Genomic DNA, 12,502 nt, shown 5'->3' on the forward strand with positions numbered 1-12,502 from the left:
TCACTTTGCTGACAGGGGTTTTTCAATCAGCCCACATACGTAAGCTGGCGATCGTTCCGATAAATCTTATCAATCGTTCCACCGCCCAGACACACTTCCCCATCATAAAAAACGACGGCCTGTCCAGGAGTTACAGCCCTTACCGGTTTTTCAAATAGCACTTTTGCCTCCTCGCCCGGCAAACGGACTACGGTTACATGTTCATCCGGCTGGCGGTAACGGAATTTAGCCGTGCAAGAAAATTCCCCGGGCTTTTCAATGTCGGATATCCAATTGACATCAACGGCCAAAATGGCATCCGAATATAATGCGGGATGATGAAAGCCTTGTTCAACGTATAGCACATTCCGTTTTAAGTCCTTACCTACGACAAACCATGGGTCGCCCGCGCCTCCGATGCCTAATCCGTGTCTTTGCCCGATTGTATAATACATTAAACCGTCATGGGTGCCGACCTTTTTACCATCCAATGTTTCCATATTTCCTTTTTGAGCGGGGAGGTAACCGCTAAGGAATTCTTTAAAGTTCCGCTCACCGATAAAGCAGATGCCGGTACTGTCTTTTTTTTCAGCGGTGGCCAAACCAGCTTTTTTGGCCATTTCTCTTACTTCTTTTTTATTCAGCCCGCCTAGTGGAAACATGACTTTTTGCAATTGTTGTTGGCTGAGCTGGTTCAGAAAATAGGTTTGATCTTTATTTTGGTCAATTCCCCTAAGCATGACGACTTCATCGCCCCTGCGCTCTACCCGGGCATAATGTCCGGTTGACAAATAATCTGCCCCTAGTTTCAGGGCGTGATCCAAAAAGGCTTTAAATTTAATTTCCTTGTTGCACATGACGTCCGGATTAGGTGTCCGGCCCGCCTTATATTCATCAAGAAAATAAGTAAATACTTTATCCCAATATTGTTTTTCAAAATTCACTGCATAATACGGGATGCCGATTTGATTGGCAACCCTGATGACGTCGTTGTAATCCTCCGTCGCGGTACATACGCCAAATTCATCGGTGTCGTCCCAATTCTTCATAAAAACACCAATGACATCATAACCTTGCTCTTTTAACAAAAGCGCCGCTACCGATGAGTCGACACCACCTGACATACCGACGACGACGCGTGTATCTTCCGGCGCTTTATTCATTCTAATACTTCCTTTCAATCAGAAAGAAGCTTGCGGACGATTTCCGCTGTTTTTTCGGCCGCTTCTTTCACTTGTTCTACCGTGTTTCCCAGTCCAAAACTAAATCGAACTGAATTATTGACTCTATCACTTTCCTTGCCAAACATGGCTGTAAGCACATGGGACGGGTCAAGCGTCCCGGCTGTGCACGCTGATCCACTTGAAGCGGCGATGCCTGCTAAATCAAGATTTACCAGAAGCGGCTCGACATCCGTTCCTGGAAAGCTGACATTCAAAACATGTGGTACGGACTGTTCCAAAGATCCATTAATGAAAAAATCGATCCCTTTCACTTTGAAGGTTTCCACAAAACTGTCCTTCAAATGTCTGTAATGAGCAATTCTTTCATTCAAAGAATGACCAGCAATCTTAGCGGCCTCGGCAAACCCGGCAATAGAAACCAGATTTTCCGTGCCAGGGCGTTTTTTTTGCTCCTGTTCTCCTCCATATTGCCTCGGAATCAAGCGGCTTCCCGATTTTACATACAGAAAACCGACGCCCTTCGGCCCGTTGATTTTATGGGAAGATGCTGATAAAAAATCTACTTGAAGTTCGTTTACATTGAGCTTTTCCGTCCCATAAGCCTGTACAGCATCCGTATGAAAATATGCTTGATGGCCAGAAAGGATCGCTCCGATTTCTTTTATCGGCTGAATAGTTCCCACTTCGTTATTGGCAAACATGATCGTGACTAATATGGTGTCATCACGAAGCGCTTTTTTAACATCTTCAGGGTGGATCATCCCGTTTATATCGGGATCAAGATAAGTGACGTCAAATCCTTCACGTTCCAAAAACTTACAGGCATCGAGTACAGCATGGTGCTCAAACGATGTTGTAATAATGTGCTGTCCTTTTTCCCGGTTTGCCAATGCCGCACCTAAAACAGCCAAGTTGTCGGATTCTGTACCGCCGCTTGTAAAGATGATTTCTTTCACATTCGCGCTAATTGTTTGCGCGATCACCATTCTCGCTTCATCCAAAATACGACGCGCTTCCCTTCCCGGTGTATGGATGCTTGATGGATTTCCGTACACATCTTTCATCAGTGTGAACATCTTCTCTGCCGCTTCGGGATGGACAGGCGTCGTTGCCGCATGGTCCAAATAGATCATTTTATTCATTCGCTCTCACCAGTTTCAATATTAAATATAAAACATATAAGGCTGTACATCGTTATCTTCTCGATGATTTGCCAAATCTTCCACCGTTGTGTGGTCAAGCACATCTTTGACCGCATCCCGGATCCTTATCCATAGTTCTCTTTTGGCCGGCTCCTCATCCTCTATGCCTTCAACCGGGCTGATAGGCCCCTCCAGCACTCTGATAATGTCTCCGGCCGTTATTTCTGACGGTTCCTTGGCGAGTATATAGCCTCCATAAGCTCCTCTGACGCTCTTTACCAGTCCCGCATTCCGAAGCGGGCCCGCCAACTGTTCTAAATAGTGTTCTGAAAGATTATGGGCCTGGGCGATCGATTTTAAAGAAATCGGCCCTTGGCCGAATTTTTTGGCGAGTTCGATCATAATCGTTAATCCGTAACGCCCTTTTGTCGATATTTTCATAAACTTGCACCTCGTTTTATTTCTTCCATCATTTGTATTTCTGATTTTTTATATACCCATTTGTTTGTCAGTGTACGACATTGCGGCAAAGCAATACCAATAAATGTCCCGACAGCCAAACTGAAAACGATCGTACCAATAAACACGGGTCCACCCAGCAGCCAGCCCATGATTAAAACGACGACTTCCATAAAGCGTCTCGCGTTGGATACTTTCCATTTCGTTTTGGCCGTAAGAGCGAGCATAAAACTATCCCTTGGGCCAGCCCCGAGTTCAGCAGATAAGTACATCCCCATCCCGTAGGAGTAAATGATCATTCCCACAATGAACATGATGATTTTTCCCATCCAGCCTTGTGGCTCTGTTAAAAAAGGAAGCATCATCAACATATCAATATAAAGACCAACGAGAATCATATTTAAATAAGCCCCAAGCTTGGGCCACTCACGCATCATGATTCCAGAGGCTCCTAAAATCGCAAATCCCACAATAACGCTCCACGTTCCAATCGAAAGCCCCAATTGATAATAGAGGCCGACATGAAGCACGTCCCACGGTGAAGCTCCAAAGTCGGACACAATGATTAGTACGATCCCTAACGACATAATGAGAAGTCCGAACGTAAAAATGAAAAAACGGGCGAGCAGATGATCTGATTTACGCATATACCGAAACCCCTTTGCATTGCTCCATTATATCATAACCAATATTCAATATGCATATTTGGCGGTGATTTGATATGATAGAAATATCGAAAACAGAACGGGAGTTTGGAGTGGATAATATGAGTACACAGCCATTGGCCTTTCGAATGAGGCCTCGTGAAATCACAGAGGTAATCGGACAAGAACATCTTGTCGGCGAAGGAAAGATCATCGCCAGAATGGTAAAGGCAAAACAGTTGTCCTCCATGATTTTATATGGCCCGCCCGGGATCGGTAAAACATCAATTGCCAATGCGATTGCCGGAAGCACCAAGTATGCGTTCCGATCCCTAAACGCCGTTACAAATAACAAAAAAGATATGGAAATCGTTGCGGCCGAAGCGAAAATGAGCGGAAAAGTCATTTTGCTTCTTGATGAAGTGCACCGCTTGGATAAAGCAAAACAAGATTTTCTTTTGCCATATCTCGAAAATGGCATGATCATACTAATTGGCGCAACAACAAGCAATCCATATCATGCGATTAATCCGGCCATCAGAAGCCGTTGCCAAATCTTTGAGCTTTTTCCTTTAACAGAACAGGATATGAAGAAAGCATTGCATCAGGCGCTTCATGACAAAGAGCGAGGACTCGGCCAATATGATATTTCCGTGAATGATGATGCCTTGAATCACTTTGCCGCCGCCTGCAACGGTGATGCAAGAAGTGCCTTGAATGCACTCGAGCTTGCCGTTCTTTCGACGGAGCCTTCCAACGACGGCGTCATCCATATCACACGCGAAATCGCTGAGGAATGCCTTCAGAAAAAAAGCCTTGCCCATGATAAAAATGGCGATGCTCACTATGATGTTTTAAGTGCTTTGCAAAAATCAATTCGGGGAAGTGACACAAATGCCGCCCTGCATTATTTGGGCAGATTGATCGAAGCGGGTGATTTGCCGAGCATTTCCAGAAGGCTCCTTGTCATTGCCTATGAGGACATCGGCCTTGCCAGCCCCCAAGCGGGCCAGAGGACATTGGCTGCTATTATGACGGCCGAAAAAATCGGCTTCCCCGAGGCGAGAATCCCGCTCGCCAATGCAGTAATTGAATTATGCCTATCCCCTAAATCAAATTCCGCCTACAAAGCTATTGATGAAGCTTTGCAAGATATTCGGACGGGAAAAAGCGGTGAAGTGCCGCTTCACCTGAAAGACGCCCATTATAAAGGGGCGAAAGCTTTGGGACGGGGTCTGGATTATAAATATCCGCACGATTACGAATCGGGCTGGGTAAAACAGCAATATTTGCCGGACAAACTAATGAATAAAACATACTATAAGCCAAAAAAGACAGGAAAGTTTGAACAAACTCTCGCGACCATATATGAAAAAATTAATAAAGCCTAAACGGGACGCTGTTGCTTGACGTCCCGTTTCATTTTTTTATTTTTACCCATCATGAACCCGATGAATGTGAATGTCCTTTAATAATTGCCGGACAACGTAACTGGCCATGATTAACCCTACTGTCGACGGTACGAACGCATTGGAAGAAGGGGGCATTTTAGCTTTTCGAATATCTGATTGCTCATTGCCTACCTCCTCAAGTACCTCTTCCCGTGCTACGATGGGACTTTCATCAGAAAAGACGACCGGGATCCCTTTTTGAATCCCTTCTTTTCTAAGCCTTGTCCGAATGACCTTTGCAATCGGGTCCGTATGTGTGTCTGAAATATCCTTAATCATAAATCTTGTTGGGTCCATCTTATTCGCCGCACCCATACTGGAAATCATAGGCACATTCCTCTTTAGGCACTCTTTCATTAAATGGATTTTATAAGAAATTGTATCTGAAGCATCTACAACAAAATCTAATGGCTGCTGAAAAAATTTTTCATACGTTTCTTCCGTGTAAAACATATTTAAGGCGATAACTTCACATTCAGGATTGATATCTTTAATCCGCTCTTTCATTAATTCTGCCTTGGACTGCCCCACCGTTGATAAAAGAGCAATAATTTGCCTGTTTACATTCGTAATATCCACAACATCTTTATCAACCAAAATTAATTTCCCCACGCCGGACCGTGCCAACGCTTCTGCTGAAAAAGACCCTACCCCGCCAATTCCCAAAACGGCAACGGAACTGTTTTTTAAAATATCAAGCCCCTCTTTGCCGATGGCCAATTCATTACGGGAAAACTGGTGCAACATCATCATCAACTCCAATTGTATAGAACTCGGAATAAGAATAATGGAAAATCGGTTTGCTGGCAAGAAAATGAGAAGACGGTATTGATTCAAAACAAAAAAGCCCGTCTGTCTATATGGGCTAGATGTATTATTTCCAAAAAATCTGTTGAACCAAACTAATCTCCTTTAACCCTTTCCCGCGTCTGAATGCCGCCCCCGCTAGCGGCTGGGAAATTGCCTATTATTCTCTGCAATAAAAAACAACCGGCAAGGCTTCTTACCGGTTGCTGATCTTTTTCCATATAAAACGAAAAGTCCCAATCGTGCCGTCTTTGAATCCTTTGTTTTGAACCCGCTCTCGGCAGGTGGGTGCCCTGTTCCAGGCTTCAAGCTTCCTTTTCACAAAGGCTTGCCATCAGCCGGGAAACGCCAGGCTCCCGTATTTAAAACTTGTCGGTCAAAACGATAAGGTATGGAGACGAACACATCAGGACTTTCCTTGTTGAATAAATACTAACACAGGGCTTTAAATATATCAATTAAAAACAAATGGGAAATGTGTCATCTTCTAGTCCGAAACCTGTTTTTTCACAAGCCATAAAATCAATCCTGGCTGGACATTCCCTTCATTGCGTTCTGTTCTCTTTTCGTTTCAAGCTCTTGAATGGCATGCTGATCCAACTGCAAATGCAACTCTGCCAACTGATCACCGCTTACCTCATCTGGTGCTTTCATGAGCAAGTCGCTGGCGCTGGCCGTTTTTGGAAAAGCAATCGTATCACGAAGGCTGGCCCGACTAGCAAGCACCATTACCATCCGGTCAAGACCAAGGGCAACACCACCGTGCGGGGGTGTTCCATACTCAAATGCTTCCAACAAAAAGCCAAACTGCTCTTTTGCCTCTTCATCTGTAAAACCGAGCACTTTGAACATTTTTTCTTGTACATCCCGTTCAAAAATCCGCAAAGAGCCTCCGCCCAGCTCATATCCGTTTAATACGAGGTCATAAGCATGGGCGCGAACTCGGGCTGGATCTGTTTCCAAAAGAGGCAAATCTTCCCGTACAGGCATTGTAAACGGGTGGTGTGCGGCTGTATAACGCTTTTCATCTTCGTTATACTCTAGGAGCGGCCAATCCGTTACCCATAGAAAATTGAATTTCGTTTCATCAATGAGATTCAATTCTTTGCCCAATTTCAATCTAAGAGCACCGAGTGAATCAGCTACAATGTCGCGTGTATCCGCCACATACAGAATTAAATCTCCGACTTCAGCTTGAAGCGCAGCCGTCAATTGTCCCGAAATATCTTCGTCAAAAAACTTGGCGATTGGACCCTTTATCCCGTCGTCTTCCACTTTCATCCACGCGAGCCCTTTAGCCCCGTATCTGCCTGCGTATTCTCCGAGCGCATCAATATCTTTTCTGGAATACTTTTCGGCACCGCCTTTGACGACGATTGCTTTTACTTGTCCTCCTTTTTGCACTGCACCGGCAAACACTTTAAAATCGGAGTGTTTGACGATCTCCGAGACATCGGTCAACTCCATGTCAAACCGTGTATCCGGTTTGTCCGAACCGAATCGCGCCATCGCGTCGTTATACGAAATTGTTGGAAATGGGGTGGAAACGTCGATTCCCTTTGCCTTTTTCATTACCTGGACCATCATTTTTTCAACCATGGCCATAATCTCATGCTGATCCTTAAAACTTGTTTCGATGTCCACCTGCGTAAACTCCGGCTGACGATCTGCCCTTAAATCCTCATCCCGAAAACAGCGGGCAATTTGATAATATTTATCAAATCCACTTACCATCAACAGTTGTTTAAAGATTTGCGGTGACTGGGGCAGCGCATAAAATTCTCCTGGATGAACTCTGCTTGGAACAAGGTAATCCCTTGCACCTTCTGGTGTGCTTTTTGTCAACAACGGTGTCTCGATTTCCAGGAAGCCTTCATCATTTAAAAAGCCGCGGATTGTATTGGTCACATCATGGCGCAATTTAAGTACGTCAAACATTTCCGGACGACGCAAATCCAAATAGCGGTACCGCAGGCGAATATCTTCTGCAGCTTCCGTATTGTCTTCAATCATGAACGGAGGGGTCTTCGCCTTGTTGATGATGGTCACTTCTTTGACAATGACCTCGATTGTTCCTGTCTTGATTTTAGGATTAAATGTGCTTTCTTCCCTTTTTACGACCGTCCCTTTTACATCAATAACATATTCATTGCGGATCGTCTCAGCTATATGTAAAGCTTCTTCTGAAGTTTCCGGGTTAAATACGATTTGTACGATTCCCGTCCGGTCACGCAGGTCTATAAAAATGAGTCCCCCCAAATCGCGGCGCCTTTGAACCCATCCTTTTAAAACAACGGATTCTCCAATCGCGCTTTCTTCTATTTCCCCGCAATAATGCGTTCTCCCATACATACCAATGATCCTCCTTGTTAAATACCAGATTTCAATTGTTCAACCATATTTTCAAGCTCCACACTTGTTTGCTCACCAGTTTCCAAGTGCTTCAGGAGCGCTTTTCCCTCTTTTAATTCATCTTCACCAATAATGACGGCATATTTGGCGTGAAGTCGCTCGGCCGCCTTAAATTGGGCTTTTAATTTTCGGCCCATATAATCTTTTTCTGCCGAAAAACCAGCGCGGCGTAATTGCTGTAAAAGCGGGACAGCATACTCCTCCGCTTCTTCCCCGAGAGCGATGATAAAATAATCAATGGACTCCTCTTGCGGGAGGGCAACACCTTCAGCATCCAAGGCACTTAAAAGCCGCTCCACACTCAAAGCGAAACCGATCCCCGGCTTGTCAGGACCCCCGACTTCCTCTACAAGCCCGTCATATCTTCCGCCGCCGCATAAAGTCGTAATGGCACCGAACCCTTCCGCTTCACTCATAATTTCAAAAGCCGTATGGTTATAATAATCCAATCCTCTAACAAGGTTGGGATCCACGACAAAGTCAATTCCCATCCCTTTGAGCAGCTTTTTCACTTTCTCGAAATATTCGGATGAAGCTTCATTCAAATAATCAAGAATGGAAGGCGCCGTTTGCATCAACTTGTGGCCACGGTCTTTTTTACAATCCAGAATCCGGAGTGGATTCGTTTTAAGCCTTTGCTGGCAGTCTTCGCAAAATTCTCCGATATTCGGTTGAAAATGAGCAACGAGCGCTTCCCGAAGAGCCGACCTGCTTGAACGGTCGCCTAGACTATTGATCACAAGACGAAGTTCTCTCAAGCCCAGATTCCTGTAAAACTCCATCGCAAGCGAAATTACCTCGGCATCTATCGCAGGATCGTCACTGCCAATTGCCTCGATGCCAAACTGGACAAACTGGCGGTAACGTCCGGCTTGTGGTCGCTCATACCGAAACATCGGGCCAATATAATACAATTTAACAGGTTGAATCGTTTGCCCGTACATTTTATTTTCAGCATAAGAGCGGACAACGGCAGCTGTTCCCTCCGGCCTCAATGTCAAGCTCCGGCCTCCTCTGTCCGTGAACGTGTACATCTCTTTTTGCACAATATCTGTTGAATCCCCAACACTTCTTTGGAACAGCTCAGTCTGTTCAAAAATAGGCGTTCGAATTTCTTTGTATTGATACTTTTGGCAAATGTCCCTTGCCGTTTTCTCAATATACTGCCACTTTTCCACTTCTCCCGGAAGTATGTCTTGAGTTCCTCTCGGAATTTGAATACCCAAGCTTACATCCCCCTTTTACAAGTTCATGATTTTTCCTAAATAAAAATAAAAAACCCTCGGTCTCTTGTTTGAACGAAACAAGGGACGAGAGTTGTTTCCCGCGGTGCCACCCTTATAAAAGCAAAATGCTTTCACTTTCACATATAACGCCTGTTGTGCGTCCATCCCCTACTGGGCATTAATGCCGTTCGAAGCGGATTCCTACGGAGTGTCTTTCATCGGGATATTTGTGGAAATATTTTCAGCCGGGATATTTCCTCTCTGCTCAAATAAAGTTCCGATTACTCTCTCCATCATCGGTTTTTTATTTTTGAATGTACTTCTTTAATCATACGAATGCGTAAAAACTTTGTCAACAAGTTTACCCTTTGGCCAGCTTTCTTTTTAAAGCATTTCGTTCTGAATGCGATAATCCCATTTCCTGCTCTTGTTTCGTTTCAAACACCCGGTCATTTTCCAGCAAATTCTGAAAGTCAAGCCCTATGTAATGGGGTATATTGACGGAAGCGAGATGACTTTTCTCGTTTGTCCTCATGCAAAAACCTCCAAAAATGATATTATTTCTATTGTTCCCTACAGAAACATTTTCTATAATTGATAGAGAATTTCTTTTTGAATGAAAGATGGGCAAACCCCCCCTTTTTAAAAATCCTCCCTCATGAGATAATGTGGCGAGAGAGAAAGGCGGTCATATTTTGGGGAAAAAAAAGCTGTTTATGATCTTTTTACTGCTGCTCCTCCTTGCAGTTATCGTAAATCTTCCTTCCTGGATCACTGCCGACTCCATCACTATTGAAATTACCGGTGATGTCGTCAATGTACGGGAAAAGCCAGGCACTTCCTATTCAATAATTACCCAAATTAGAAAAGGAGAATCTTACACTGTTGAAAAAGAACAGGGTGATTGGTACGAAATCAAGCTGCCATCCGGACAGACGGGCTGGATTGCCAATTGGCTTGCAGTAAAACAGACTAGTTCGGAAATGCAGTCAGGTACGGTAAATGTAGATAGTTTAAATGTTCGTGCTGACGCTAACGCGAATAGTGAAATTATAGGAAAATTAAATAGTGGCGAAAAAGTGAAAATGATTCAGGAAAGCAACGGGTGGTACGAAATCTCATACAAATCCGGGTCTGCATGGGTAAATGCGCAATATATAGAAAAATCCACATCCGAAAGCAGTTCACCCGAATCAGAAGGGCGCAATATATCCATTCTTCATGATGGGACAAACATTCGGAAAAAACCGGAATTGGCATCTCCAATCGTAGACACGGCACATTCCGGAGAAGTGTATGAAGTCATCGAGGAAAAAAATAACTGGTATAAAATTGAAGCAGCCAATGGGAAAACCGGCTTTATCGCCAGTTGGGTTGTATCATCAACAAACCGGCCAGTATTACATAATAAATCGGGAGACGGGATTTCCGGAAAAACGATCGTCGTCGATGCGGGACACGGAGGAGAGGATAAAGGAGCCACCGGCAGTTCTGGCGTAATTGAAAAAAAACTCACTCTTGAAACGGCTCGACTGCTGGAAAAAAAGTTGAAAAATGCGGGAGCCAATGTGATTATGACGAGAAGCCGTGACAGATATGTTCCGCTGCATAACAGGACAAACGCCGCCATTGAAAACCGGGCGGATGCCTTTGTCAGCCTGCACTACGACAGCATAAATGACCCTGTTACCAACGGGCATACAACTTACTATCACTATGCTTACGATAAACAATTGGCCGATGTTGTTCACTCACATTTGGGCAAGGAGATCGGCTTGAAAGACCGCGGCACCAAATTTGGCAACTACTATGTGCTCAGGGAGAACAGCCAGCCCTCCATATTGCTTGAACTGGGCTATTTGAGCAACGCCTCCGAAGAGCAGACCATTAACTCCAAACGATACCGTGATACGGTTACAACGGCAATTACCGACGGCTTGAAGGATTATTTTTCCAACTAGAAGCGCCGATCAAACGATAAAATAAGAACTGACAGGGGGACCTTTGCCACCACAACAATGGGCTAAGGTCCTTTCAACTGTGCAAACGCCTGAAAGCACCGTCCCGAAAAAAGCGATCGCTTCAGATTGATGAGACCCAATCGGATACATCGCCCCCCAGATGCCTTAGCCCGCTATCGTCGGCTGTATGATCATTTTTCGGCCGTTCGGATCTCCCATCTTCTTGAATATTATTTTCGGAATATATTATCAATTCGAATGCCGCTTTTCTGATTTTTTCATCTGCTCACACATTATAGACTGCCCCGTGGATGAGCAATTCTCGATTTCCCCGGCAAACGGGCGCGATCTAAACGCTTCGATAACTGTTTTCTTGATCAATCCGTGCAATCGTGCGTCTGGACCACTGTTAATGGCCGATTTTTTGATTGAAATGCCTGGTTACCGAAGTGTAGTCCCTTGTTGACGGGTCGCTCACTTTCTGTTTGTGCCGGTATAAAAAACCCAATCATCCTGCGGGACGATTGGGTTCGCGGTGCCACACCCTTCATTATTTCTAACAGAAATGTACAAACATACAAGGCTGCTCGGTGTGAAGCTCAAGAGTCCTTTCATCATTATCAGCTCTCGAGCAATGTGACATTACTTTTTACGATTGAAAAAAATTTTTATCTATAAAATCGAAACATGTTATTCTCAACACAAATATGCGATTTGTCGATCAAAGCTATCATTTTTTCCAATGGATCATTCTTTGCATTCATTTTAAAGTGGTTCCTGATGGTTTTTTTCTAAAATCAAGGTAACTGGCCCATCGTTGATCAAATCAACTTCCATCATTGCTCCAAAAATCCCCGTTTCTACACGTACACCTTTGTTTCGCAACATTTCGTTAAATTTCTCGTATAGTCCCTTTGCGTATTCGGGTCTGGCCGCCTCACCAAAGCTCGGGCGCCTACCCTTGCTGCAATCTGCATAAATCGTAAACTGGGAAACAGATAAGATGTCGCCGGCAACATCCATTAGGGAGCGGTTCATTTTACCGGCCTCATCTTCAAACACACGCAAATTGACAATTTTATCAGCCAGCCACTCTGCCTCTTTTTCTGTATCTTCATGAGTGATGCCGACAAGCAGTACAAAACCTTGTCCAATCCTGCCTGTCGCTTCACCATCAACCATTACTTTTGCTTGTTTGCATCTTTGCAAGACAATTTTCACAATCCGTCATGCCCCT

General features: G+C 44.4%; 11 protein-coding genes, 1 other RNA gene and 1 other annotated feature. Of the genes, 2 read left to right on the forward strand and 10 right to left on the reverse strand.

Annotation, left to right across the window (positions count from 1 at the left end; genetic code table 11):
- Positions 1–26 precede the first annotated feature (26 nt).
- From mnmA to JOC94_RS16775, 4 genes are read right to left on the reverse strand one after another with little or no spacing between them, the layout of a single operon-like run.
- Entirely contained in the window at positions 27–1,142 is a 1,116-nt protein-coding gene (mnmA, locus tag JOC94_RS16760) for a tRNA 2-thiouridine(34) synthase MnmA (protein WP_077110558.1), read from the reverse strand.
- 14 nt (positions 1,143–1,156) lie between these two features.
- Positions 1,157–2,305: a cysteine desulfurase family protein gene (locus tag JOC94_RS16765; protein WP_077110556.1), complete on the reverse strand. Its 1,149-nt coding sequence runs from the start codon at positions 2,303–2,305 to the stop codon at positions 1,157–1,159.
- Positions 2,306–2,326: 21 nt separating this feature from the next.
- Positions 2,327–2,746 (reverse strand): cysteine metabolism transcriptional regulator CymR, encoded by a 420-nt coding sequence (gene cymR, locus JOC94_RS16770; RefSeq protein ID WP_077110554.1) that lies wholly within the window; start codon positions 2,744–2,746, stop codon positions 2,327–2,329.
- A complete protein-coding gene (locus JOC94_RS16775) occupies positions 2,743–3,411 on the reverse strand; it encodes a YczE/YyaS/YitT family protein (protein WP_077110552.1) in 669 nt (222 codons plus the stop codon). Before JOC94_RS16775 ends, cymR begins: the two co-directional genes overlap by 4 nt.
- Positions 3,412–3,530: 119 nt before the next feature.
- On the opposite strand from JOC94_RS16775, the gene JOC94_RS16780 reads away from it, so the two are divergent.
- Positions 3,531–4,799, forward strand: a complete 1,269-nt coding sequence (locus JOC94_RS16780; protein ID WP_077110718.1) for a replication-associated recombination protein A — start codon at positions 3,531–3,533, stop codon at positions 4,797–4,799.
- Between the two features lie 42 nt (positions 4,800–4,841).
- On the opposite strand, the gene JOC94_RS16785 is transcribed toward JOC94_RS16780, so the two are convergent.
- The 5 genes from JOC94_RS16785 to JOC94_RS16805 all read right to left on the reverse strand — a co-directional run bounded on the left by JOC94_RS16785 (position 4,842) and on the right by JOC94_RS16805 (position 9,839).
- Positions 4,842–5,606, reverse strand: a complete 765-nt coding sequence (locus JOC94_RS16785) for a tRNA threonylcarbamoyladenosine dehydratase (RefSeq protein WP_077110550.1) — start codon at positions 5,604–5,606, stop codon at positions 4,842–4,844.
- Positions 5,607–5,895: 289 nt separating this feature from the next.
- Positions 5,896–6,082: non-coding RNA, 6S RNA (gene ssrS, locus JOC94_RS16790), on the reverse strand.
- Positions 6,083–6,188: 106 nt separating this feature from the next.
- Entirely contained in the window at positions 6,189–8,018 is a 1,830-nt protein-coding gene (gene aspS, locus JOC94_RS16795) for an aspartate--tRNA ligase (protein ID WP_077110548.1), read from the reverse strand.
- Between the two features lie 17 nt (positions 8,019–8,035).
- Positions 8,036–9,304: a histidine--tRNA ligase gene (hisS, locus tag JOC94_RS16800; RefSeq protein WP_077110546.1), complete on the reverse strand. Its 1,269-nt coding sequence runs from the start codon at positions 9,302–9,304 to the stop codon at positions 8,036–8,038.
- 77 nt (positions 9,305–9,381) lie between these two features.
- Positions 9,382–9,610: a binding site (T-box leader), on the reverse strand.
- 55 nt (positions 9,611–9,665) lie between these two features.
- Positions 9,666–9,839, reverse strand: coding sequence for a hypothetical protein (locus JOC94_RS16805; RefSeq protein WP_171973848.1), 174 nt, complete (start codon positions 9,837–9,839; stop codon positions 9,666–9,668).
- A 160-nt stretch (positions 9,840–9,999) separates the two neighbouring features.
- On the opposite strand from JOC94_RS16805, the gene JOC94_RS16810 reads away from it, so the two are divergent.
- Complete coding sequence (locus JOC94_RS16810; RefSeq protein ID WP_083717377.1) at positions 10,000–11,265, forward strand: N-acetylmuramoyl-L-alanine amidase; 1,266 nt, start codon at positions 10,000–10,002, stop codon at positions 11,263–11,265.
- 765 nt (positions 11,266–12,030) lie between these two features.
- On the opposite strand, the gene dtd is transcribed toward JOC94_RS16810, so the two are convergent.
- Positions 12,031–12,486, reverse strand: coding sequence for a D-aminoacyl-tRNA deacylase (gene dtd, locus JOC94_RS16815; RefSeq protein WP_077110544.1), 456 nt, complete (start codon positions 12,484–12,486; stop codon positions 12,031–12,033).
- Between the last annotated feature and the right edge of the window lie 16 nt (positions 12,487–12,502).

The sequence above is a fragment of the Siminovitchia thermophila genome, assembly GCF_016909185.1.
GTDB lineage: Bacteria > Bacillota > Bacilli > Bacillales > Bacillaceae_C > Siminovitchia > Siminovitchia thermophila.